21 protein-coding genes, 2 pseudogenes and 1 riboswitch are annotated in these 23,714 nt (G+C 68.0%); of the genes and pseudogenes, 15 read left to right on the top strand and 8 right to left on the bottom strand.

What is annotated here, in order from left to right:
* Positions 1–107: 107 nt before the first annotated feature.
* Both ABIC66_RS08155 and ABIC66_RS08150 read left to right on the top strand, forming a co-directional pair.
* The gene (locus tag ABIC66_RS08155; RefSeq protein ID WP_354069237.1) at positions 108–3,119 is read left to right on the top strand and encodes a TonB-dependent receptor plug domain-containing protein; all 3,012 of its coding nucleotides are present in this window, start codon (positions 108–110) and stop codon (positions 3,117–3,119) included.
* A gap of 87 nt (positions 3,120–3,206) precedes the next feature.
* The gene (locus ABIC66_RS08150) at positions 3,207–3,992 is read left to right on the top strand and encodes a hypothetical protein (RefSeq protein ID WP_354069235.1); all 786 of its coding nucleotides are present in this window, start codon (positions 3,207–3,209) and stop codon (positions 3,990–3,992) included.
* 14 nt (positions 3,993–4,006) lie between these two features.
* Here ABIC66_RS08150 and ABIC66_RS08145 read toward each other — a convergent pair whose 3' ends face one another.
* A complete protein-coding gene (locus ABIC66_RS08145; RefSeq protein WP_354069233.1) occupies positions 4,007–4,324 on the bottom strand; it encodes a heavy metal-binding domain-containing protein in 318 nt (105 codons plus the stop codon).
* A 180-nt stretch (positions 4,325–4,504) separates the two neighbouring features.
* Between ABIC66_RS08145 and ABIC66_RS08140 the strand changes: the two genes are divergently transcribed.
* Complete coding sequence (locus ABIC66_RS08140) at positions 4,505–4,969, top strand: DUF4112 domain-containing protein (protein WP_354069403.1); 465 nt, start codon at positions 4,505–4,507, stop codon at positions 4,967–4,969.
* A 36-nt stretch (positions 4,970–5,005) separates the two neighbouring features.
* Positions 5,006–5,467 (top strand): DUF4112 domain-containing protein, encoded by a 462-nt coding sequence (locus ABIC66_RS08135; RefSeq protein ID WP_354069231.1) that lies wholly within the window; start codon positions 5,006–5,008, stop codon positions 5,465–5,467.
* Positions 5,468–5,474: 7 nt separating this feature from the next.
* Here ABIC66_RS08135 and scpA read toward each other — a convergent pair whose 3' ends face one another.
* Together scpA and ABIC66_RS08125 are read right to left on the bottom strand one after the other, a co-directional pair.
* Complete coding sequence (scpA, locus tag ABIC66_RS08130; RefSeq protein ID WP_354069230.1) at positions 5,475–7,628, bottom strand: methylmalonyl-CoA mutase; 2,154 nt, start codon at positions 7,626–7,628, stop codon at positions 5,475–5,477.
* Between the two features lie 3 nt (positions 7,629–7,631).
* Positions 7,632–9,017 carry a methylmalonyl-CoA mutase family protein gene (locus ABIC66_RS08125; RefSeq protein ID WP_354069401.1) on the bottom strand — a complete coding sequence of 462 codons (1,386 nt, stop codon included), beginning with the start codon at positions 9,015–9,017 and terminating at the stop codon, positions 7,632–7,634.
* Between the two features lie 234 nt (positions 9,018–9,251).
* Between ABIC66_RS08125 and ABIC66_RS08120 the strand changes: the two genes are divergently transcribed.
* From ABIC66_RS08120 to ABIC66_RS08100, 6 genes and pseudogenes are all read left to right on the top strand, one after another.
* The gene (locus ABIC66_RS08120; RefSeq protein ID WP_354069229.1) at positions 9,252–10,259 is read left to right on the top strand and encodes an NAD(P)H-dependent flavin oxidoreductase; all 1,008 of its coding nucleotides are present in this window, start codon (positions 9,252–9,254) and stop codon (positions 10,257–10,259) included.
* A 106-nt stretch (positions 10,260–10,365) separates the two neighbouring features.
* Complete coding sequence (locus ABIC66_RS08115) at positions 10,366–11,106, top strand: DUF2793 domain-containing protein (protein WP_354069399.1); 741 nt, start codon at positions 10,366–10,368, stop codon at positions 11,104–11,106.
* A gap of 33 nt (positions 11,107–11,139) precedes the next feature.
* Positions 11,140–11,251, top strand: a riboswitch (yybP-ykoY riboswitch).
* 87 nt (positions 11,252–11,338) lie between these two features.
* The gene (locus ABIC66_RS08110; RefSeq protein ID WP_354069227.1) at positions 11,339–11,914 is read left to right on the top strand and encodes a TMEM165/GDT1 family protein; all 576 of its coding nucleotides are present in this window, start codon (positions 11,339–11,341) and stop codon (positions 11,912–11,914) included.
* Positions 11,915–11,993 (top strand): annotated as a pseudogene (locus ABIC66_RS24185) (hypothetical protein); the annotation flags it as partial.
* Positions 11,994–12,072: 79 nt separating this feature from the next.
* A complete protein-coding gene (locus tag ABIC66_RS08105) occupies positions 12,073–15,663 on the top strand; it encodes a hydantoinase B/oxoprolinase family protein (RefSeq protein WP_354069225.1) in 3,591 nt (1,196 codons plus the stop codon).
* The gene (locus tag ABIC66_RS08100; RefSeq protein WP_502910329.1) at positions 15,660–16,133 is read left to right on the top strand and encodes a low molecular weight protein-tyrosine-phosphatase; all 474 of its coding nucleotides are present in this window, start codon (positions 15,660–15,662) and stop codon (positions 16,131–16,133) included. Before ABIC66_RS08105 ends, ABIC66_RS08100 begins: the two co-directional genes overlap by 4 nt.
* Before the next feature lie 118 nt (positions 16,134–16,251).
* Here the strand turns inward: ABIC66_RS08100 and ABIC66_RS08095 are convergent, their stop codons facing one another.
* The 4 genes from ABIC66_RS08095 to ABIC66_RS08080 form a co-directional block, all read right to left on the bottom strand.
* Positions 16,252–16,737, bottom strand: coding sequence for a hypothetical protein (locus tag ABIC66_RS08095; RefSeq protein ID WP_354069221.1), 486 nt, complete (start codon positions 16,735–16,737; stop codon positions 16,252–16,254).
* A gap of 142 nt (positions 16,738–16,879) precedes the next feature.
* Positions 16,880–17,518, bottom strand: coding sequence for a DUF1190 domain-containing protein (locus tag ABIC66_RS08090; RefSeq protein WP_354069219.1), 639 nt, complete (start codon positions 17,516–17,518; stop codon positions 16,880–16,882).
* Between the two features lie 10 nt (positions 17,519–17,528).
* Entirely contained in the window at positions 17,529–17,942 is a 414-nt protein-coding gene (locus tag ABIC66_RS08085; RefSeq protein ID WP_354069218.1) for a DUF350 domain-containing protein, read from the bottom strand.
* Between the two features lie 15 nt (positions 17,943–17,957).
* Positions 17,958–18,605 carry a YjfK family protein gene (locus tag ABIC66_RS08080; protein ID WP_354069216.1) on the bottom strand — a complete coding sequence of 216 codons (648 nt, stop codon included), beginning with the start codon at positions 18,603–18,605 and terminating at the stop codon, positions 17,958–17,960.
* Between the two features lie 156 nt (positions 18,606–18,761).
* Between ABIC66_RS08080 and ABIC66_RS08075 the strand changes: the two genes are divergently transcribed.
* The 5 genes and pseudogenes from ABIC66_RS08075 to ABIC66_RS08055 all read left to right on the top strand — a co-directional run.
* Positions 18,762–19,433, top strand: coding sequence for a YjfI family protein (locus ABIC66_RS08075; RefSeq protein WP_354069215.1), 672 nt, complete (start codon positions 18,762–18,764; stop codon positions 19,431–19,433).
* Positions 19,434–19,458: 25 nt separating this feature from the next.
* Positions 19,459–20,217, top strand: coding sequence for a PspA/IM30 family protein (locus ABIC66_RS08070; RefSeq protein ID WP_354069213.1), 759 nt, complete (start codon positions 19,459–19,461; stop codon positions 20,215–20,217).
* The gene (locus ABIC66_RS08065; RefSeq protein ID WP_354069212.1) at positions 20,217–21,380 is read left to right on the top strand and encodes a glutathionylspermidine synthase family protein; all 1,164 of its coding nucleotides are present in this window, start codon (positions 20,217–20,219) and stop codon (positions 21,378–21,380) included. The genes ABIC66_RS08070 and ABIC66_RS08065 overlap by 1 nt, the downstream gene beginning before the upstream one ends.
* Before the next feature lie 118 nt (positions 21,381–21,498).
* Positions 21,499–22,809, top strand: coding sequence for a pectate lyase (gene pelA / locus ABIC66_RS08060; protein ID WP_354069211.1), 1,311 nt, complete (start codon positions 21,499–21,501; stop codon positions 22,807–22,809).
* Positions 22,810–22,841: 32 nt separating this feature from the next.
* Positions 22,842–22,913 (top strand): annotated as a pseudogene (locus tag ABIC66_RS08055) (hypothetical protein); the annotation flags it as partial.
* A gap of 41 nt (positions 22,914–22,954) precedes the next feature.
* Here ABIC66_RS08055 and ABIC66_RS08050 read toward each other — a convergent pair.
* On the bottom strand, positions 22,955–23,692 hold the full coding sequence (locus ABIC66_RS08050; RefSeq protein ID WP_354069209.1) for a copper homeostasis protein CutC: 738 nt from the start codon (positions 23,690–23,692) through the stop codon (positions 22,955–22,957).
* Positions 23,693–23,714: the final 22 nt, after the last annotated feature.

Here is a 23,714-nt window from a genome sequence, read left to right as displayed (position 1 = left end):
GATGTCGCGAAGCGGGTTGGGTGCCAGTGCGGTGAATCGTCGCGCCAGCGGGGGCTTGGTGGGGAGGCGTGCCGCGTAGTCCGCAATTCAAGGCGAAAAATCCTCCAATGCTCATCCATCGCAGACATCTTCTGGCCTCGACGATCATCGCGGGGCTGGCGGCGGGCGGGGCCGCTCCGGCCCTGGCTCAGACCGCGCCGCCGTCGCCGACCGATCAGGCCCAGACCGAAGTCGAGGCCGTGGTGGTCACCGGCTCGCGCATCAAGCGCAGCGCGTTCAACAGCCCCGACCCGATCCAGGTGATCTCGGCCGAGCAAGGCCAGCTGCGCGGCATCGCCAGCGCCACGGGCCTGCTGCAGGCGTCGACGATCGCCTCGGGCTCGCCCCAGGTCACGTCAGCCATCTCCAGCGCTTTCGTCACCGACGGTGGCCCAGGCTCGGAAACCGTGTCGCTGCGTGGTCTAGGCCCGAACCGCACCCTGGTGCTGCTGAACGGCCGCCGCGCCGGTCCGGCCGGCACCCGCGGGGGCGTCTCGGCCTTCGACCTGAACGTCCTGCCGCTGTCGGTCATCGACCATGTCGACATCCTGAAGGACGGCGCCTCCTCGATCTACGGCTCGGACGCCGTGGCCGGCGTGGTCAACATCATCACCAAGCGCGACACCGACGGCATCGACGCCGAGATGTTCTACAGCCAGCCGCAGAAGCACGGCGGCGAGCAGTACTCGGCCAGCGCCAGCTGGGCCAAGACCTTCGATCGCGGCTTTCTCAGCATCTCGTACGAGTACTTCAAGAAGGCCGAGCAGACGAACGGCCAACGCCCCTACACCAACTGCGGCCGCTCCTACATCACCGACTCCAACGGCAAGCGCCGGGACCCGATCGATCCGCGCACCGGCCAGATCCAGTGCCGTGACCTGCTGTACGATCAGATCTGGCTCTACGACTTCAACTTCTCCGGCTTGGACGGCAAGTTGCAGTACGACTACACCGGCAAGATCAAGGGCCTGATCCCGCAGGTTCCGGCGGGCGGCGGCTATCCGGGCATGCCGGCCGGCTTCTACACCGTCGGCTACAGCGCCGACCCGCAGGCCCCCGACAACGGCGTGCTGGACTATACCAGCCCGTTCTACCTGGCCTCGTCCCTGACGCCGCGCACCGAGCGCAACACCGTGTTCGCCCAGGGCGCCTTCAAGATCACCGATAGCGTCGAGGCGTATGGCGAGATCCTGCTGAACCGCCGGGCGACCAAGACCAATGGCTATCGCCAGTTCTGGAGCTATCAGTACACCGGCGACTACGATCCGTTCTCCGCCGGCTTCACGGGCGACTACATCCTGTCGCCGACCCCGGTCACCAACCGTTACCGCTCGGGCCAGCGCGTCGACTATCAGCGCTACCTCGGCGGGCTTCGCGGCGACTTCGGCAAGATCGATTTCCTGAAGAGCTGGGATTGGGACATCTTCACCCAGTACAGCCACAGCAAGGGCCTCTATTCGCACGACGTGCTCCTGCAGGACGCCGTCGACAGCGCGGATGGCCGGCGTGACGGCGACCCCAGCGATCCGACCACCTGGGCGACCGGGCTGGGAGCTCGCGGCAATTCGATCATCCGTCCGACCGCCTCGTGCGTCGGCTACGTCACGCCGATCAGCAAGCGTCAATGCGTCGATGTCTCATGGGTCACGCCGGACTTCCTGGCCGGCAAGTACACGCCGCAGGAAGAGGCCTTCCTGTTCGACACCGAGACCGGCAAGACGGTCTACAAGCAGCTGATCATCGAGGGCTCGGTTTCGGGCAACGTATTCTCGCTACCGGCCGGCGAGGTCGGCGTCGCCTTGGGCTTCCACTACCGCAAGGACTCGATCAACGACGTCCCGGGCCCGATCACCCTGGCCGGCAACATCTGGGGTGACTCGGCTTCGGGGGTCACCAAGGGCGACGACTTGGCGCGCGAAGTGTTCGGCGAAATCAGCATCCCGATCTTCAAGGACATGTTCCTGGCCAAGAACGTCGAGCTATCGCTGTCTGGCCGTCACACCAAGGTCAATTCCTACGGCGAGGACGACACCTACAAGATCGGCCTGAACTGGCAGATCGTCCCGTCCCTGCGCTTGCGCGCCACGCGCGGCACTTCGTTCCGCGCCCCGGCCTTGTTCGAACTCTACAAGAACGCCGAGACGGCCTTCGCCAACCAGCGCGCGATCGATCCTTGCGTGCGATGGGGCCAAAACCTGACGCAGGGCAATATCACCCAACGCGTCGCCGACAACTGCCGGGCGGACGGCGTGCCGGACAACTATACGGGTTCAGGCGCTCAGGCGACCGTGACCTCGTCGGGCGGCAAGGGCGCGCTCGAGGCTGAGACCTCGCTGGCCAAGACCTATGGCGTGATCTGGACGCCAAAGTTCGCCGATCTGCAGGTCGCGGTCGACTACTTCGACATCGACGTCAAGAACGAGGTGACACAGCTGGGCGCGGCGACGATCATCAACCAGTGCTACAAGTCGCTGAACTTCCCCAAGGATCGGCTCTGCGGCCTGTTCACCCGCAACGCCGGGTCGCATCTGATCACGACGGTCACCAACAACTACATCAACATCGCCGAACAGATTAACCGCGGCATCGACCTGACCGTCCAGTATGGTGTCGACCTGCCTTGGGACGTCCGTATGACGACCGAGCTGCAATCGACTTGGCAGCTGAAGGACACCGAAGCCAAGTTCGCCGACACCGTCGTCGACCAGAACGGCTTCGTGGGCGATCCGGACTGGACCGGTCAGCTGAACCTGAGCTTCCAGAAGGGCGACTGGACGGGGTTCTGGGGCGTCGACATGATCGGCAAGGCCTCCGACGCCGAGACCGAGGTGGACAAGAACACGACGGGGACCTTGTTCTACAAGATCCACACCGAGTTCACCGCGTACCACAATGTCTCGCTGCGCAAGCAGTTCGAAGGCTGGTCGATCACTGGCGGCGTCTCGAACCTGTTCGACGAGCAGCCGCCGGCCCTGACGATCGGCCAGGGCAAGTACAACACGGTCGGGACCTCGGTCCTGTCATCGCAGTACGATTATCTGGGGCGTCGCGCCTTCCTGAACATCAAGGCGCACTTCTAGTCCCGACCCGATCCTCTAAGATGACGGCGGCGGAGCGATCCGCCGCCGTTTTTCTGTCGGCTTCCTTCAGTTTCAAGGCTCCACAGCGTGAACGCCATCATCCGCGGCAAGCCCGACAATCTCGACGCCATCGGCGAGCGTTTCGACCGCGCGCGGCTACAGCGGCCGGTCTTCCTGAACAGCGTGCCCAAGGCCGGCACTCACTTGATCCGCAATATCCTGCGGATGTTCGTCGCCCCCGATCAGCACTGGCGGCGCGAGTACATCCAGCACGCCCTGCTGTCGCGCAGCCTCGGCGCCTTTTCGCTCGACAAGCCGATGATCAGCTGGGGGCACATGCTGTTTTCCGACGAGTCGGCGGTGGCCCTGCGCGACACTCGCCACATCGTGCTGGTCCGCGACCCCTACGACTGGGTGCTGGCGCGGGCGCGCTTCTACCTGTCCGACGAATTCCAGGGGAACCTGAACCACATCAAGGACGGCGGCGCCTCGGTCGAGGATGTCATCATGATGATGATCCTGGGCGCGCATGGCCGCGTCCCCGATCTGAAGGACATCTACGCCATGAACGCAGTGGCCTGGATGGGCTCCAGCGCCGTAATCGTCCGCTACGAGGATATCGTCGAGAACCTGAAGGACCTGGGCTCCAAGCGGGCCGAGGCCTTCTTCCGCCAGTTGTTGGCCGACTGCGGCCTGGACCTGCCCACCGACTGGCGAGACCGCGTCGAAGCCGGCGCGGACCGCCGCGAGAGCCGCACCGCCAGCGAGAACCTCAAGGTCACCGCCGAGGTGCCGGCCGTGCTGTCCGACATCCACAAGCGGGTCGTCGATTTCCACGCGCCGGGACTGCGGGCGCTGCTGGGATATGATTGACGCCGTCGAGCCGCCTAGAGGACGACCGCCGTCCCGGAGACCGAAACCATCATCATCTGGGCGTTGGGGCCGACGGTGTTGTAGTCGAGGTCGACGGCCAGGATGGCGTTGGCGCCGACCTTCTCGGCTTCCTTGATCAGCGCCTTCATGGCGTCCTCGCGGGCCCGGGCCAGGACGCGCTCGTACGACTTGGAGTGACCGCCGACGAAATCGCGGATGGCCGCCAGCAGATCGAGCACGACATTGGCGCCCAGGATCGACTGGGCGTAGATCGCGCCCTTGTACTCCCGGACGGGGTGGCCCTCGATGAACGGCGTGGTCGTGATCAGCATCCGGGAATCCTGGCCGATAGTCGCGTCAACTTAGGCGCAAACACCGCCATTCGCGAGGGGCTCTCCTGCGAAGGAACACTTTCGATCACGAGGTTCGCTCAAAGGGGGAATCTGGCTGGGCGGCCCTTCCTGCATGGCCACGCTTCAGGCAGATTGCCGGCGTTTACCATCCGGAGCCGCCTGGTGATCTTCGCGAAGTCGCACATCGAGCTGCACAACATCCGCAACAATGTCGAGCGGGTGAAGAAGCTCTCCGACAATGTCGTCGGCGTCGGGCCGCTGGGCATCGGCCTGGATGGCCTGCTGACCTGGATCCCGGGGGCGGGCGAGCTCTACAGCCTGGGCGCCGGCGGCCTGATCGTGCTGGACGCCGTGCGGGCCCGGGCCGCGCCGATGATCGTCATCCAGATCGTCGCCATCATTCTGATCGACACCGTCGCCGGATCGATCCCGGTGGCCGGCAAGGCGATCGACGTGCTGTTCACCGGCCACAAGTGGTCGGCCGACATGCTGACCAAGCACATGGACGACACGATCTATTTCGAAGGCTCGCGCAAGGACGTGCAGGCGACCCAGGAATATCGTGAACTGCTGGCCCGCATCCAGTCGGGCAAGGAAAAGCGCCGGGTCGTCTTCCTGGGCTAGTGGCAACGACAAAAGGGGCGGGGCGTTCAGCACAGCATGACCGACGACATCTCCGTCACCACCGCCTATTCGGACCGCCACGAAAGCCGGCGCGCCAAGGCCCACCGCGCCTGGCGCTCGGCCGAGACGGTCAAGCGCCTGTCGGACCGGCTGATCGGCATCGGGCCGCTGGGCATCGGCCTGGACGGCGTGCTGGCCTGGGTGCCTGGCGTGGGTCTCGCCTATGGTCTCGGCGCCGGCGCCCTGCTGATGGTCCACGGCTTCCAGGGCGGCGCCTCGCCCGCCACCCTGGCGCGGATGGCGGCGTATCTGGCGGCCGACAACCTCTCCGATACCGTGCCGGTCCTGGGCTGGGCCGTCGACACCCTGTTCCCTGGCCACCTGATGGCCGCCAAGGCGCTCCAGAAGGACATCGAGGCGCGCCACGGCCTGCCCGAGGACGTGGCCCTGGAACGGTCGAAGAGGAAGCGCGGCCTGTTCCGTCGCAAGGCCGGCTAGCGGATCGCTAAGCCGCCGTTTCCTGGCTGTAGCCCAGCTGGACGTTCAGTTTTTCCAGCACCTCGATAGCGGCGTCGGCGATGACCGTGCCCGGCGGGAAGATGCTGGCGGCGCCGGCGTCCAACAGGGCCTGAAAGTCCTGGGGCGGGATCACGCCGCCGACCACGACCACGATGTCGGATCGATCGCGCTTGGCCAGTTCGGCCTTCAACTCGGGCACCAGGGTCAGGTGACCGGCCGCCAGCGACGAGGCGCCGACCACGTGCACGCCGGCCTTGATGGCCTCGTCGGCGGCTTCGGCGGGAGTCTGGAACAGCGGGCCAATCTCCACCTGGAAGCCGAGATCGGCGAAGGCGCTGGAGATCACCTTCTGGCCGCGGTCGTGGCCGTCCTGGCCCATCTTGGCGACCATGATCCGGGGCGCGCCGCCATGGGCCTCGCGGAACGCCGCGACCATGGCGCGGACACGGGCGATCTTGGGATCGGCGCCGGCCTCCTTGCCGTAGACGCCTTCGATCGCCTTGATCTCGGCGCGGTGGCGGCCGAACACCTTCTCCATGGCCAGGCTGATCTCGCCCACCGTGGCCTTGGCGCGCGCGGCGTCGACGGCCAGGGCCAGCAGGTTGCCCGTCCCGCGCGCGCCGTTCTCCAGCGCCTTCAGGGCGGCCTCGGTCGCGGCTGGGTCGCGCTCGGCCTTCAGACGCGCCAGCTTTTCCAGCTGTTGCGCACGCACCGAACCGTTGTCGACCTTCAGCATCGGGATGTCGTCGGCGACCTCGGGCTTGTAGCGATTGACGCCGACCACGCTCTGGCGGTTTGCGTCGATGCGGGCCTGGGTCTTGGCGGCGGCTTCCTCGATGCGGAGCTTGGGGATGCCCTGCTCGATAGCCTTGGCCATGCCGCCGGCCGCCTCGACCTCCTCGATATGGCCCAGCGCCTTGCGGGCCAGCTCGTAGGTCAGGCGCTCGACGTAGTAGCTGCCGCCCCACGGGTCGGCGACGCGGGTCGTGCCGCTCTCCATCTGCAGGAACAGCTGAGTGTTGCGGGCGATGCGGGCCGAGAAGTCGGTCGGCAAGGCCAGGGCCTCGTCCAGGGCGTTGGTGTGCAGGCTCTGGGTCTGGCCGTTCACGGCGGCCATGGCCTCGACGCAGGTGCGCGAGACATTGTTGAACACATCCTGCGCCGCCAGCGACCAGCCCGAGGTCTGGCTGTGGGTGCGCAGGGACAGCGAGCGGTCGTCCTTGGGATCGAACTCGCGCTTCATCAGGCGGGCCCACAGCAGGCGCGCCGCGCGCATCTTCGCGACTTCCATGAAATAGTTCATGCCGATCGCCCAGAAGAACGACAGGCGCGGGGCGAAGACGTCGATGCTCATGCCGGCCGCGACGCCGGCCCGGGCGTATTCGATGCCGTCGGCCAAAGTGTAGGCCAGCTCCAGGTCGGCCGTCGCGCCGGCTTCCTGCATGTGATAGCCGCTGATCGAGATCGAGTTGAACTTGGGCATGTTCGCCGAGGTGAAGGCGAAGATGTCCGAGATGATCCGCATCGAGGGCGCGGGCGGATAGATGTAGGTGTTCCGCACCATGAACTCTTTGAGGATGTCGTTCTGGATCGTTCCCGACAGCTTGTCGGGGGAGACGCCCTGTTCCTCGGCCGCCACGATGTAGAGAGCCAGGATCGGCAGCACCGCGCCGTTCATGGTCATCGAGACGCTCATCTTGTCGAGCGGGATGCCGGAAAACAGCGTGCGCATGTCCAGGATCGAGTCGATGGCCACACCCGCCATGCCGACGTCGCCCTTCACCCGCTCGTGGTCGCTGTCATAACCGCGGTGGGTGGCCAGGTCGAAGGCCACCGAAAGACCCATCTGACCCGCCGCGAGGTTGCGGCGGTAGAAGGCGTTGCTGTCCTCGGCGGTCGAGAAGCCCGCGTACTGCCGCACCGTCCAAGGATTGGTCACGTACATGGTCGGGTAGGGGCCGCGCACATAGGGCGCGACGCCGGGATAGCCGCCGGTGAAGTCCAGATCGGCCACGTCGTCGGCGTCGAAGGCCGGAGCGACCGCGACGCCCTCCGGCGTGTTCCAGATCTCGCCCTCCGGCGCGGGCGCGGTGGCGACTTCGGCGAAGTCGATGGTGGTGAAGTCGGGGAACTTGCTCATGGCTCAGGCTCCCTCGAACGCGGCGGCGAAACGAACCGGCGTCAGCGCCGGGCAATGGCTGTCAGGACCGGGCAGGCGGACGTCGGGACCGGCCACGGCGACGGCATCGGGGGGCTCGACCTCCGGCGTCTTGTCGTCGGCGTTGGGGAAGACGGTGACGCCGAGGATCTTGCGGCTCTTGTCGGCGAAGGCCGCTTCCTGCGCGGCCCGGGTCTTGGCCACCGCGTCGGCGACCAGGCCGCTCTCCAGCGCCTTGATGACGCCGCCGGCGCCTTCGATGGCTTGGAAGCCGCCCCAGGCGGCGCGAGCCATCTGGTCGGTCAGACTGTCCAGGTACCAGGACCCGCCGGCGGGATCGGCGACGCGGCCCAGGTGGCTCTCCTCCATCAGAACCAGCTGGGTGTTGCGGGCCTGGCGGCGGGCGAAGGCGGTGGGCAGGCCGATGGCGTCGGTGAAGGCGTCCAGCAGGATCGCGTCCGCCCCGCCGACCGCGCCGGCGAACCCGGCCGCGGTCAGGCGCAGCAGGTTGGTCCAGGCGTCGGCCTTGGCCAGCATCCGGCGCGAGGAGCGGGCCTCGATCCTCGGCGCGATCGAGACGCCGCAGGCTTGCGTGAGCCGCGCCCACATCGCCTTGGCGGCGCGGACCTTGGCGACGCCGGTGAAGTACTCGCCGTCCAGGCTGACGCCCAGCACGATGCGGCCGAAGGCCTCTTCCATCGAAAGCCCGGAGCGCACCAGGGCCTTGGCGTAGGCGAGGGCGCTGGCGGTCATGACGGCCAGCTCTTCGGTGTTCGAGCCGCCGGCCTCGTGGGCGGCGCGACCGGTGGCCAGGAACAGGGTGGCCTTGGCATAGGTCTCGGCCAGGCGCGCGCCGACCGTGGCGGCGTTGAACACGTGGCTCTCGATCGGGCCGGGGCTGGTCCCCGCCTGCGCGAAGGCGGTCAGCGGATCCATGTGGAAGGCCAGCGGCGCGTTCGGCGCGGCCTTGGCCAATGTCGCCAGCCAGTCGGCGGCCCTGGGGCCGAGGAAACCGGCGTCGAGGGCGACGGGGGCCAGGTCGACCAGAACGCCGGACAGCGCCAGAGAAAGATCTTCCGCCGAGCCGACGGCGACGCCGTTCGCGCCGGTCGGGTCGATGGCCAGCAGCACTGACGCCGCGCCGCCTTCCAGGTCGGTCAGGATCTCTTTCGCCACGCGGGCGGGATCGGGATGGGCGGCGCGGACGCGCAGGTCCCAGGGGCGTTCCGGGTCACGGGCGCGCAGGTCGCGGGCCACGGCGACACCGTCCTTGGCCGTGTAAAGCGGCTGGATGGTCAGGCCGTCGGGCGTGACGACGGTCAAAGCCTCGTCGAAGCTCTGGCCCTTCAGGGTCTTCTCGACCAGGGCCATCCAGCGCGCACGCGTCGCGTCATCGCCTTGGGCGCCAAATTCCTCGGCCAGGGGCGTGGTCGCCACGGTCAAAGTGTCTCTCTCCTGCGGTGCAGCATTTTTTGTCTTTTGGACCGTGATGCGCTCCTGCCCTTGCGGCCGTCAAGCCTTGCGCGGATGCCAAACGCTCGTTTAATCTGAACGGCGATCATATATGTCGGCGCCGCAAGCCGACCTCCGAAGGGGAGCTTCTCCATGGCCTTGCCGCCGATCCTGCGCGACCGCCTCCGTTTGCCGGTCATCGCTTCGCCGCTGTTCATCATCAGCAATCCCGATCTGGTGATCGCCCAATGCAAGGCCGGCATCGTCGGCTCGTTCCCATCGCTGAACGCCCGGCCGCTGTCGCAGCTGGACGAGTGGCTGGCCCGGATCACCGAGGAGCTGGCCGCCCACGACCGCGCCCACCCCGAAGCGCCCTCGGCCCCGTTTGCGGTCAACCAGATCGTCCACAGGACCAACAACCGCCTCGAGGACGACATCGCCCTCTGCGTCAAATACAAGGTCCCGGTGGTCATCACCTCGCTGGGCGCCCGCGAGGACCTGAACCAGGCGATCCACTCGTACGGTGGGATCACCCTGCACGACGTCATCACCGACCGCTTCGCCCGCAAGGCCATCGAGAAGGGCGCCGACGGCCTGATCCCGGTCGCGGCGGGCGCGGGCGGCCATGCCGGCACCCTGTCGCCGTTCGCCCTGATCCAGGAGATCCGGCAGTGGTTCGACGGGCCGGTGGCGCTGTCGGGCTCGATCGCCTCGGGCCGCTCGATCCTGGCCGCCCAGGCCATGGGCGCGGACCTGGCCTATGTCGGCTCGGCCTTCATCGCGACCCAGGAGGCCAACGCGGTCGAGGGCTACAAGCAGATGATCGTCGACAGCAAGGCCGACGACATCCTTTATTCGAACCTGTTCACCGGCGTGCACGGCAACTACCTGCGGCCCTCGGTGATCCGGGCGGGCCTGGATCCCGAGAACCTGCCGGTCAGCGATCCGTCGAAGATGAACTTCGGTTCGGGCGGCAACCAGGACGCCAAGGCCTGGCGCGACATCTGGGGCTGCGGTCAGGGCATCGGCGCGATCGACACCGTGCTGAGCGCGGCCGAACTCATCGCCAAACTCTCGGCGGAGTATGAGCAAGCCAAGGCGGAATTGGCGGCCAAGACGGCGCTTACCTCTGGAAATCATTTGGCTTTCGCCGCCGAATAGGCGGGTGAGGCGCGGGGACGGAGCGTGATCCGTCCCCGGCCTTCGCGGCGGCGTGATGCTCGGAGCGTGTTCAACCGCTCCCGGAGCCGCCCCAATGCCCGACCAGATCTTCGACGACGTCACGCCCCGCCTTGGCCTGCCCTATGTGGTCGCCGCCCAGGCCCAGAAGCACATTCCGATCAATGAGAGCCTCGCCCGGCTGGACGGCCTGGTGCAGCTGGCCGTGGAGAGCCGCGCGGTCACGGCCCAGCCGACCAGTCCCATCGCGGGCGCCGTCTGGATCCTGCCGGCCGGCGCGACGGGCGCGGCCTGGACGGGGCAGGCCGCTGGAACCCTGATGCGCTTCGAGGCCGGCGCCTGGCAGGCGCTGGTCCCCGCCGAGGGCGTGCTGGCCTGGGTCAAGGACGAGAACCAGATGCTCGCCTTCGACGGCGCGACCTGGACGCCGCTGTCGGCGACGTTCCGAAGCCTGACCGCCGCCGCCTCGCCGGGCCTGGCCAATACGCGACTGGAGATCCTGGAGCAGGAGGTGACCGTGAGCGGGGCCTCGACGGCGACCAGCATCGCCATCCCCAACCGCGCCATCGTGCTGGCGGTCTCGACCCGGACCACGGCCGCGATCACTGGCGCGGCCTCGTACAACTGCGGGGTTTCCGGCGACGCCAGCAAGTTCGGCGGTTCGCTGGGCGTGGCCAAGAATTCCAGCAACATCGGCGTGGTCGGACCGACGGCCTACTATGCCGACACGCCGGTCCTGCTAACGGCGGTGGGCGGGAATTTCGTGGCGGGCAAGGTGCGCGTGGCGATCCACCTGCTGCGGTTCGACGCGCCGGCGGCGGTCGCCTGACGCGTTGACGGCGCGGGCGCGAGCGGTTAAACGCCGCCCACCTTTGGGGAGTAGCCGCCCGCGCCTATCAGCGGGCCCCGCCGTCAACATACTTGATCCTTCCGGATCATGGCGCGGGGAAGGGAAGCGGAACACCAGCTTCCTTGGCGAGACCAATGGCGCCGATCTCCATCCGGGCCGGGTGGGGTGTCGACGCTGTTGGCATGCCCGGCCCGGAAGGTTTTAGAGTTCCATGGAAGCCCTGCTCGTCTCGACCCTGGTCGTGGCCATCGCCGAGATTGGCGACAAGACCCAGCTCCTGGCCATCATCCTGGCCACGCGCTTCAAGAAGCCCATTCCGATCATTCTTGGCATCCTGGCCGCCACCCTGGCCAACCATGCCCTGGCCGCCACGGCCGGTTACTGGGTCGCCGACCTGTTGAGCGGCGCCGGGTTCAAATGGGCCATCGCCGTCTCGTTCATCGCCATGGCCGCCTGGGCCCTGATCCCCGACAAGGCCGACGACGAGGAGGCCGGCGGCGCGGGCCGCTACGGCGTGTTCCTGACCACGACCATCGCTTTCTTCCTGGTCGAGATGGGCGACAAGACCCAGATCGCCACCGTGGCCCTGGGCGCCAAGTTCCACGCCATCGCCTGGGTCGCGGCCGGCACCACTCTGGGCATGATGCTGGCCAACGTCCCGGCCGTGTATCTGGGCGAAGCGGCGACCAAGATCGTGCCGCTGAAATACGTCCGGATCGGCGCGGCGCTGATCTTCCTGACGCTGGGGCTGTGGCAGGTGGCGGAGCTGGTGGGGGTTTTCAAGTAATCTTGTCATCCCGGCCGCAGCGAAGCGGAGAGCCGGGACCCAGGGGCGGCCTCAATGCGCTTGGCCCCTGGGTCCCGGATAGCCTCTGCGAGGCTTCCGGGATGACACGACTTTTGAAGACGCTATGAGGTGATGGAGCCAAGGAGACCCGCCGCCTCATGACCGCCACCGACCAACACCCTCGCGGCTGGGAGTTCTGGATCGACCGGGGCGGCACCTTCACCGACATCGTCGCGCGGCGGCCGGACGGCTCGCTGGTCACTCACAAGCTGCTGTCGGAAAACCCCGAGCGCTATGCCGACGCGGCCGTGGCCGGCGTCCGGGCCTTGCTGCCCGAGGGCGCGGCGATCGACGCCGTGAAGATGGGCACCACCGTGGCGACCAACGCCCTGCTCGAGCGCAAGGGCGAGCCGACGGTGCTGGCCATCACGGCGGGTCACGCCGACGCCCTGCGCATCGGCTACCAGGCGCGGCCCAAGCTGTTCGAGCGCCACATCGTCAAGCCCGAAGCGCTCTACGACCGCGTCGTCGAGATCGACGAACGGATGAGCGTCGAGGGTCAGGTGTTGCGGCCGCTGGACGAAAACGCGGCGCGGAACGGCTTGCGGGCGGCCTATGACGCGGGTTTCCGCGCCGTGGCCATCGTCTTGCTGCATGGGTTTCGCTTCACCGACCACGAGACGCGGGTGGCGGCGATCGCGCGAGAGATCGGCTTCACCCAGGTCTCGGTCAGCCACGAGGTCAGCCCGCTGATGAAGCTGATCGGGCGGGGCGACACCACGGTGGTCGACGCTTATCTGTCGCCGATCCTGCGCCGCTACGTGGATCAGGTGTCGGAGGCTTTGGGCGCGGACACGCGCCTGCTCTTCATGCAGTCGAACGGCGGCCTGACCGACGCCCGGGCCTTCCGGGGCAAGGACGCCATCTTGTCCGGCCCGGCCGGCGGGGTGGTCGGCATGGCGCGGACGGCGCGAGAGGCCGGGTTCGAGCGGGTGATCGGCTTCGACATGGGCGGCACCTCGACCGACGTCTGCCATTTCGCCGGCCAGTATGAGCGGGCCTTCGAGACGGTGGTGGCCGGCGTGCGGATGCGCGCGCCGATGATGAATATCCACACGGTGGCGGCCGGCGGCGGCTCGATCTGCTCGTTCGACGGCGCCCGCCTTCGGGTCGGCCCGGCCTCGGCGGGCGCGGTTCCAGGACCGGCGGCCTATCGCCGGGGCGGACCGCTGACCGTCACCGACTGCAACGTCATGCTGGGCAAGTTGCGGCCAGAGTTCTTCCCAAAGGTGTTCGGCCCGAACGGCGACGAACCGCTGGACGCGGAGGCGGTCGCGAGCGGCTTCGAAACCGTCGCCGAGCGGATCGCCGTCGCGACCGGCAAGGGCATGACTGCCCAGGAGGTCGCGGAAGGCTTCATCACCATCGCCGTCGAGAACATGGCCAAGGCGGTGCGGCAGATCTCGATCCAGCGCGGCTACGACGTCACCCGCTATGTGCTGGCCTGTTTCGGCGGGGCGGGGGGACAGCACGCCTGCCTGGTCGCCGACGCCCTGGGCATGACCCAGGTGATGATCCACCCGTTCGCCGGGGTGCTGAGCGCCTATGGCATGGGCCTGGCCGACTTGCGCCTGATCCGCGAGGAGACGGTCGAGCGGCCGCTGGACCAGGCGGGCGATCTCGCCGAGCGCGCCAAGGTGCTGGCGGGGGAGGCGGAAGCGGCCTTGCGCGCCCAGGACGTGCCGATGGCCTCGGTTGAGACGGTCGCCAGTCTGCGCGTGAAGTACGCCGGGACCGACACGCCGTTGGTGGCGCCGTTCGGCGACCGCGTCCGCGAAGAGTTCGAAGACCTGCACCAGCGCCGGTTCGGTTTTACCTCGCCCACGACGCCGCTCGTGGTCGAGACCTTGTCGGTCGAAGCGATCGGGCATTCGGATGCTGGTGACGCAGCGGACAGCAAATCCGCAGCGTCGGGTGAAGCTGCGCCTTTGGCGACCATCGAAACCCGCATGGCTGGCGCCAGCCATGCCACCCCCGTCTTCGACCGCGAAGCCTTGGCCATCGGCGCCGAGATTCTCGGCCCCGCGATCATCCGCGAGGCCACCGGCACGACCGTCGTCGAGCCCGGCTGGCGCGCCAAGGTCGACGCGCGCCTGAACCTGATCCTCGACCGGATCGTGGCCCTGCCGGCCCGCAAGGCGATCGGCACGGAAGCCGATCCGGTCATGCTGGAGGTGTTCAACAACCTGTTCATGGCCGTGGCCGAGGAGATGGGGTTCGCCCTGCAGAACACCGCCTATTCGGTGAACATCAAGGAGCGGCTGGACTTCTCCTGCGCCCTGTTCAGCCGCGATGGCGACTTGATCGCCAATGCTCCGCACATGCCGGTGCATCTGGGCTCGATGGGCGACAGCGTCCGGGCCATCCGTGACGCGCGCGAGGGCGACGGGCGCGGGATGAAGCCCGGCGACGTCTACATGCTCAACGCGCCCTACAACGGCGGGACCCACCTGCCGGACGTGACCGTGGTCATGCCCGTGTTCGACGCGGCGGGGGCCTTGCTGTTCTACGTCGCCGCGCGCGGCCACCAGGGCGACATCGGCGGTATCACGCCCGGCTCGATGCCGCCGACCAGCAAGACGGTCGAGGAGGAGGGGGTCCTGATCGAGAACTTCCTGCTGGTCGAGGGCGGGCGGTTCCTGGAGGTCGAGACCCGCGCCCTCCTGGCCTCGGGCAAATGGCCGGCGCGCAATCCCGACCAGAACATCGGCGACCTCAAGGCCCAGATCGCCGCCTGCGCGCGCGGGGCCGAGGCCCTGACCGCCATGGTCGCCGAGTTCGGCCAGGACGTCGTCGAGGCCTATATGGCTCACGTCCAGGACAACGCCGAGGAGGCCGTCCGCCGCGTGCTGGCGACGATGAAAAGCGGATCGTTCGCCTATGAACTGGACGATGGTTCGGTGGTGAAGGTGGCGATCACCGTCGACCAACGGGCCCGCACCGCGCGCGTCGACTTCACCGGAACCAGCGACCAGGTCCCGACCAACTTCAACGCGCCGGCCTCGATCTGCCGGGCGGCGGCGCTGTACGTCTTCCGCACCCTGGTCGACGACGAGATCCCGATGAACGACGGCTGCCTGCGGCCGGTCGAACTGGTCATTCCGGAGGGCTCGATGCTAAGGCCGCGCTATCCGGCGGCGGTGGTGGCCGGCAATGTCGAGACCAGCCAAGTGGTGGTCGACGCCCTCTATGGCGCGCTCGGCGTGATGGCCGGGGCGCAGGGGACAATGAACAACTTCACCTTCGGGGACGACCGGCGGCAGTACTACGAGACCATCTGCGGCGGTTCCGGCGCTGGGCCGGACTTCGCCGGGACCGACGCGGTCCAGACCCACATGACCAACAGCCGCCTGACCGATCCCGAGGTGCTGGAGACCCGCTACCCGGTGCTGGTCGAGGCCTTCTCGATCCGGCGCGGTTCGGGCGGGGCGGGGGCGCATCGTGGCGGCGACGGGGTCGTGCGCAGGATCGCCTTCCGCGAGCCGATGACCGCGACCCTGCTGTCCAACCGGCGGCGAGTCCCGCCGTTCGGCTTGGCGGGCGGTGGTTCCGGCGCGGTCGGCAAGGCGTGGGTCGAGCGCGCCGACGGAACCGTCCGGCCGATGGGCGCCACCGATCTGGTCGAGGTTGGGGCGGGCGACGCGGTCGTCATCGAGACGCCGGGCGGCGGCGGTTGGGGGACGGCGTGAAGGCCTCGGTTCTCTTCGTCTGCCTCGGCAACATCTGTCGCTCGCCCCTGGCCGAAGGCGCCTTCCGGGCGGAGGCCCAGCGTCTGGGCCTGGAGGTGATGGCTGACTCCGCCGGCACGGGCGGCTGGCACGCGGGCGATCCGCCGGATCCGCGCTCGGTCGCCGTCGCCCGCCGCAATGGCGTCGACATCAGCGGCCAGCGGGCCCGCAAGGTGAGCAAGGACGACTTTCGAACCTTTACCCACATCTACGCGCTCGACCACGACAACCTCGAAGGCTTGCAGGCCATCGCGCCGCGCGACGCGACGGCGGAGTTAGGCTTGCTGCTGGATCTCGCGCCCGGCCACGAGGGCAGGGCGGTGGCCGATCCCTACTACGGCGACGACGCGGGCTTCGACGTGACATGGCGCGATGTGACGATGGCGGCGAAGGCTTTGGCGCGGCGGCTGGTGGAAGAGGGCTGGCGGTAGGCTAAAAAAACCTGTCATCCCGGCCAAGCGCCTTGGCGCGCCGAGCCGGGACCGCCGGAAGCGCCGAGCCTGTCGCGGCCCCGGGTCTATGCTGCGCTTCGCCCGGGATGACAGCTGATTAGTGCAGCGTCGGCCGCCGCACCGGCGTCGCTACCGCCTCCGGCGCGTCGAACCGCATCGGCAGGGCCTTGCCGTCGTTGGCCAGCGCCGTGTTCAAGAACCGCGCCATCACCGTCACCGTCTCCGGCGTGACGACCATGTCCTCCAGAAGCCGGCCGGCGATCTCGGGCGAGGCAGGGCAGACGCCGCAGGCGGTGATCAGGCGCTGCTCGTCGTCGGCATAGCCGCCGCAGCAAGGCGCGGAGACGCAGAGCGGGCGGCGAACCTGGCCCTCGATGGCGGTCATCATCAGGATGAAGGCGGTGGCCACGCGGGCGGAGACCAGGGCGCCGGCCTTCTTCGACAGCCGCGCGCCGGGCTCTTCGCCGAGCACTCGGGCGGTGACCCACTGGCGCAACATCCAGAGCAGGACGCGTTCGCCGTCGGCCAGGCCCACGGGGCCGCAGTGGTTCAGATGGGTCTCGGAGAAAGGGTCGGGCCGCACGCCGTAAATCTCCTCGCCAAGCAGGGGGCCGACACCCGCCAGGCGAACCGATCTCGGTGAACGGCCCGACGCGTTCTTGCGAACACTTCTCAACTAGATGGGATGTCCAGTTGAGAGTCAATCGCAAAAATGTCGGACAGGCCTAGCCGCCGAAGCCGCCCCGGAAACTTCCGCTGTGGGCGTAGCTGCGGCCGCCGCCAAAGCCGCCGCGCGAGACGACCGAGGTCCGGGTCTGGATCTTGGGCGGGGCGCTGCGGATCGCGTCCGGCGGATCGATGCTGGACTTGCTGATGGTCGTCCGGCCGGTGCTGTAGTCACGGCCCAGGCGTCCGCCCCAGGTCGAGTAGTAGCCGCCGCCGTATGCATCGTCCCGGCGGTAGAGGCCGGTGCCGCGATAGCCGCCGCCGTCCAGCATCTGGCCGATCACGAAGCCGGCCAGCAGCGGGGTGAAGAAGTTGCCGCCATTGTTGTAGCTGCGCGGCACGCAGTTGCCCGGGCCGTAGACCTCCTCGCACGAGGCGCGAGCCTCGTAGCGCGGCGCGTTCTTCTCGTCGTCCTTCTGGGCGGCGGCGTAGGAGGTGTCGCACTGCGCGTCGGACACCTCGTTGGCGTCCTTGCACTCCTGCAGGGTCTTGTAGCTGAAAGCCTCGACCTGCTCGCCGCGATTGGGATCCCAGCTGGCCTGGGGGCTGTGATCGTCACAGCCGGTCAGGGTCAGCGCGGTGGCGCCGACCAGCATGGTCGAGAGTTTCAGCGAACTGGAGCGTTTGCGGGTGATCATCGCCTGATCCTCACGAGGTCATGCAGGCGGCGTTCAGCAGGCCGACCGCGATCGAAATGCCCGCCAGATAGATGCCGATCGAGGTCTCGCCATTCTCGATGCGCGCCTTGACGTCGGGCAGGGCGACCAGGCGCACGGCGGTGAAGGCGACGATCTGGATGACGCCAGCCAGGGCCGCCCAGGCGGCGAATTCCGGCAGGCTGACCGTGTGGCTCAGGGCCGAGGCTAGCGGCAGCACGTAGCCGATCAAGGCGCCGGCCAAGGCGATGGCGGCGGCGACATTGCCCTGCCGGATCAATGCCTTCTCGTTGTAAGGCGTGATCCACTGGTAAATGTACTTGAAGGCGATGGTGAACAGGCCGGCCGCGACGAAGGCCAGCAGGAAGGCGGTCGCGCCCTCCTGGAATCCGGTGAAGTCGAACATCGTGGTCTTGCCCCTCTAAGCTCGGAATTCGCCCACCGACAACGGCAGGCCGATCATCGTCTCGTGGCTGACGTCCTTGCTGTCCTCGGGCTCCAGCGTCAGGGCCAGCAGCAGCTCGCGGCCGTCGCCTCCCGCCAGGTCGCGGTGGAACAGCATGGTGGTCTGGAACAGGCGGCGGTCCGGCGCGCGGGCTTCGCGGTCGTAATAGACGTCTTCCCAAAGGGTCACCGGATCCTGCTCGGCGGTCTCTTCGCCAAACCACAGGCGGCGATACGGGGGCAGGCCCTCGGGCTGGAAGGTGCTGGCGCGCAGGCGCTGGCTCCAGAGATCGCGGTCGGCGCGGTCGCCGGGATACGCGCTGGCCCACGGAACGAAGACGGTGAAGTCGTTGGCCTTCTGGCCCTCGCGGTCGTCCGAGACGACCTGGAACAGGATCTCGTCGTCCGTATAGAAGCGATGGACGAACGCGCCGTCATTCAGCTGGATCAGGCCCTGGGCGGTGATCTCCAGCGTGTCGCGATCGAGCGCGAACTTGGTCTCGGTTCCGAACCGTCGCCAGGCCAGCGGGTCCAGCACCATGGTCCGGCCGATCGTCACATTGCGAATGATGGGCAGGGCGACGCGCGAGGCGTCGTCCCTATTGCCGAAAAGCTTTCCGAACATCGCGGTCCGCGAGCCCTCAAATACCTGGCCGGCATACCTATCCGAACACCGGCGCCAGCTCTACTTCAGAGCACGCTTGCCCCGAGGTGAAGTCGGCCGCAGGATGACGCCGATCGGCGCCTTGTCAAGCGTACATGTTATGCGTACATGTAACGCATGCCTGCTAAACCGACGAGAAGCGCCCAGGCCGCTGAAAGAACCCGCGCGTGGCGAGAAGCCCGCCGGAGCGCCGGCTTCGTGAAGATCGAGGTCTGGGCGCCGGTGGCGTGCAAGCCCGACATCCTTTCGGCCGTCCAGGCGATCGTCGTCGAGTCGGTCCGCGGGCCGACCCTGACCACCAACCCCCATCCTCCCAAGGGCGTCAGACACATGGACTCCGTTATCGACACCGCCTGGACGATCCACAGCCTGCGCGACGCGCTGGCCGAAAGCGCCCTCGTGCGTGAGGGCGAACTGACCGCCACGGCGGTCGAGGGCGTCGAGCCCGTGCTGCTGGTCGTCATGCACGAATTCGGCGACCTGCCGATCTATGTCAGCGGCGGGTCGCTGCAGATGGTCGTCTCGACGATCCTGTGGCCCTGCGACGAGCAGACCGACCGCGCGGCCTTCAACGAGTTTCTGCTCAAGGCCCAAAAGATCGTGCCGTTGTCGAACTTCGGCATCACCACGGTCGACGGCCGCGACTACTACGAGCTGATGGGCGAGATCTCGTCCAAGACCACCTTGCAGACGCTGATCATCGAGCTGCGCACCCTGGCGGCCAACGCCATCGCCGCCGCCAGCGACCTGCGCGAGTCCTTCGAAAAGAGCCGCGTCGCGGCCGCCTAAAGACAGAGACCTGGAGACTTATTCGATGTCGATCTGGAGCAAGCTCTCGGCGCTCTTCCGCGGGACCGCGCATGACGGCGCGCAGACCATCGTGGACGCCAACGCCTTGAGGATCCTCGATCAGGAGATCCGCGACGCGGACAACGCCCAGGGCAAGGCCCGGGACGAGCTAGCCAAGCTGGTGGCGCGTCGCCGCTCGCTGGAGACCGAAGTCGCGCAGCTGACCGACCAGTCGCGCAAGTACGAGTCCTCGGCCCGCGCGGCCATGAACAAGGGCGACCAGGCCCTGGCCCTGGAAGTGGCCCAGCGCATCGCCGACCTCGAAAAGGACGCGACCCAGAAGTCCGGCCAGATGACCGAGCTGCGCGCCGCCGAAGAGAAGATGCGCACCGTCATCTCGCAGACCGACGTCAAGATCGAGGCCCTGCGCCGCGAGATCGAGATGGTGAAGGTCAACGAGAGCGTCCAGAAGGCGCAAGCCGCCGTCATCTCGCGCTCGGGTTCGGCCAGCGGCGTCGTCGGCTCGGCCGCCGACAGCCTCAAGCGCATCAAGGAACGTCAGTCGGTCCGCGAGGAGCAGTTCAAGCTGCATAACGAGGCCGAGGAGCGCAAGACCGGCGCCGATCTCGACGCCAAGCTCGCGGCGGCCGGCATCCTGCCGGGCGGTGGCGGCGCCGAGGACGTGCTGGCTCGCCTGATGGCGCCGAAGGACGAGGCTCTGCCCGCCCCGATGCTGGCCATCGAGGACAAGCAGAAGGTTTCCAAGGACGGCTCGGACGCCTGATGCGCCGCCTCACCCTGACGCCTCGGCCGGACTGGAAGTCCAAAGCCGAGGCGGTCGGCTTCACCTGGCATCACGCCGACGGCCGTCGCTACTGGGACGAACGGGCGGCCTACGCCTTCACGCTGGAAGAGATCGAGGGCCATCTCGAGCCCGCGACCGAAGCGCTGCACAAGCTATGTCTCGAGCTGGTCGAGGACGCCGTCCAGAACGACGCCCTGATGGCCAGGCTGCGGATCCCGGAGGCTTCGCGCGACGTGGTCGCCGCCTCGTGGAAGGCCAAGGATCCGTCGCTCTACGGCCGCTTCGACTTCTTCTATGACGGGGCGGGGCCGCCCAAGCTCTACGAGTACAACGCCGACACCCCGACCAGCATCTACGAAGCCGGTGTGTTCCAGTGGCTGTGGCTGGAGGACCTGATCCAGCAGGGCGCGCTGCCCGAAAGCACGGACCAGTTCAACAGCCTGCACGACCGGCTGGCCGAGCGGTTCAAGGAGATTTTCCCGAACGGCGGCTTCGTCCATTTCGCCAGTGACGCCGACTTCGTCGAGGACCGCCAGACGGTGCGGTTCCTGGAGGACATGGGCCGGCTCGCGGGCCTGGAGCCCAAGTTCGTGCCGACGACGGAGATCGGGCTCGACGCCGACGGCCGCTTCGTCGACCAGGACAACTACCTGATCGGCGCGATCTTCAAGCTGCACCCTTGGGAGGAGATGCTGCGCGAGCCCTACGCCGCCAACATCGCCGCCAGCAAGACGCTGTTCCTGGAACCGCCCTGGAAGGCGGTTCTGTCGAACAAGGCCCTGTTGCCGCTGCTGTGGGAGCGCCATCCGGGCCATCCGAACCTGCTGGAAACCTATTTCGACGACGACCCCAAGGTCGAGCGCCTGGGATCGAGCTACGCCCGCAAGCCGTTGTTCAGCCGCGAAGGCGCCAATGTCGAGCTCTGGAAGGACGGCCGCAAGGGCCGGGTCCTGGACCAGGGCTATGGGGCGGAAGGCTGGATCCGCCAGGCGCTGAAGCCGCCGCCGAAGTTCGGCGTGAACTATCCGGTGGTCGGCTCGTGGGTGATCGGCGACCAGCCAGCCGGCATCGGCGTGCGCGAGGACCGAGGCCGCGTGACCCGCGATCGCTCCCGGTTCATCCCGCACATCATCGAAGGCTAGGGCGGGCGCGGCGAAGCGCCACAACAACGCCTGTTTTCTCCGGATAGGAAACCGGTATCATTCCTGTGAGAACAGGGCGTCCGGGATGTCACGGACGCGACCGGGGAGAGACATCCAGATGACCCATCGCGCCGCCGTCATAGGCCTCCTCCTGTCCGCCAGTCTGTTGGCCGCGCCGGCCCTAGCGGGCGTGATCGGGACCAATGTCCCGGCCCAGCCGATCACCGCCGAACGGATCGCCAAGCTGCCGGCCGCCCAGCAGCCGGCTTGGAAGGCCTATCTGGAGCGTTCGACCGCCCAGGAGAAGGCCGACCGCGCGGCGCTCGCCGCTGAGCTGAAGCCGGGCGATACCGCTCCGCCGCCGCCTCCGGCCGGCCACGGCGACGGCGGCATGGCGCTGAACAAGGACGCGGCCTGGTACGCCTCGCCCGAGGCCCGCCATATCGCCGACGTTATCGTCAGCTTCCAGACCCCGGCTGGCGGCTGGAGCAAGAACCAGGACCGCGAGAGCGCCGTGCGCCTGCCGGGCCAGCCCTGGGCCTCGGATAACAACTCCAAATATCTCAGCGAGAACGACTTCGACGCCGCCCGTGACCCCAAGTGGGGCTATGTCGGCACGCTGGACAACAACGCCACCATCACCGAGATGCGCTTCCTGGCGAAGGTCGCCGCCCAGGTCCCGGGCCAGGACGGCGAGGCCTATCGCCAGAGTTTCCTGAAGGGCGTGCGCTATCTGCTCACGGCCCAGTTCCCGAACGGCGGCTGGCCGCAGGTCTGGCCGCTGGAAGGCGGCTATCACGACGCGGTCACCTTCAACGACAACGCCGTCTCCGAGGCCGCCGCCTTGCTGACCGAGGTGTCCGAGGCCAAGCCGGAGTTCGCCTTCGTGTCCGCCGACCTGCGCGCCAAGGCGGGCGTCGCGGCCAGGCGCGGGCGCGAGGTCATCGTCGCCTCGCAGATCCGTATCGACGGCAAGCCGGCCATCTGGGGCCAGCAGGCCGATCCGTTCACCCTGGAGCCGGTCGCCGGCCGCAACTTCGAGCCGCCGGCCCTGTCGACCGGCGAGAGCGCCGACCTGCTGATGTACCTGATGAGCCTGCCCGACCCGACCCCGGCCGAGGTCGCCGCCGTCCATGGCGGGGTGGCGTGGATGAAGGGCGCGGCCATCATGGGCAAGGCCTGGACCGGCGGGAAGGGCGATCCCGAGGGGCGCCGCCTGGTCGACCAGCCGGGCGCGGGGCCGATCTGGTCGCGCTACTACAGCCGCACCACCGGCAAGCCCGTCTTCGGCGAGCGCGACAAGACCCTGCGCGACGACGTCAACGAGCTCTCGCTGGAACGTCGCAACGGCTATTCCTGGTTCGGCGCGCAGCCGGCCAAGGCGATCAAGGCCTACGAGACCTGGGCCAAGAGCCACCCGGCGAAATAGGGATCTCACCAAAACACTTGTCATCCCGGCCGAACCCCGGCGAAAGCCGGGGGCAGAGCCGGGGTCCAGGGGCAACCGCACTGCGCCGGCCCCTGGGTCCCGGATAGCCTCTTCGAGGCTTCCGGGATGACAAGGGTTTGGGGGCTTACCGCGTCCTGAGAATACGCACGGCTTCGGCCACCGCCACCTGATCCGTATCCCGCAGCTCGGGCGGCGCGAAGCCCATCGCGCCCACCTTCGAGGCCGGATCGGCGCCGGGGATCGGGCCGCTGAACGAGCCGTGCACCTCGCGAACGCCGGTGCGCCTCACCAGGTCGGCGACATTGCCGGGCTTTACGCCCGCGCCGGCGAGGATGCCGATCCGGCCGGCGGCTTGCTCCACCAGCGCCGCGATCCTTTCCGCGCCCGCCTGGGCGGTCAGCGCGCCGCCCGAGGTCAAGACGCGCTCGAAGCCAAGCTCGATCGCGACCTCCAGAGCCGCCGCCTGGTCCGGAACCAGGTCGAACGCGCGGTGCAGGCTCATGCCCAGGCCTTGGCTATGCGCGACCAGCGTCTCCAGCGCTTCGAGGTCGAGCTCGCCATCCGGGCGGTTCGCGCCGATCACCACCCCGGCCAGGCCGTAGGCGCGGACGGCGTCGATGTCGCGGCGCATGGCGTCCAGGTCGCCGGCGTCGTAGCAGAAGTCGCCGTTGCGCGGCCGGATCATCGGATAGATCGGGATCGGCGCCGCGGCCGCGATGGCCATCAGGCCGGGGGCGGGCGTCAGGCCCTGCAGCGCCAGGGCCGCGCAAAGTTCGATCCGATCCGCCCCGCCGGCGATCGCCGCCGCCAATCCGGCGGGCGTATCGACACAGACTTCCAGGAGGATGCGGTCGGCGGTCATGGTCTCTCTCCAGCCGTGTTAC

This window comes from Caulobacter sp. 1776 (genome assembly GCF_040545685.1).
In the GTDB taxonomy this organism is placed as follows: Bacteria; Pseudomonadota; Alphaproteobacteria; order Caulobacterales; family Caulobacteraceae; genus Caulobacter.
Note: the sequence above shows the minus strand (reverse complement) of the source record. Positions and strands in the feature narration are given on the sequence as shown.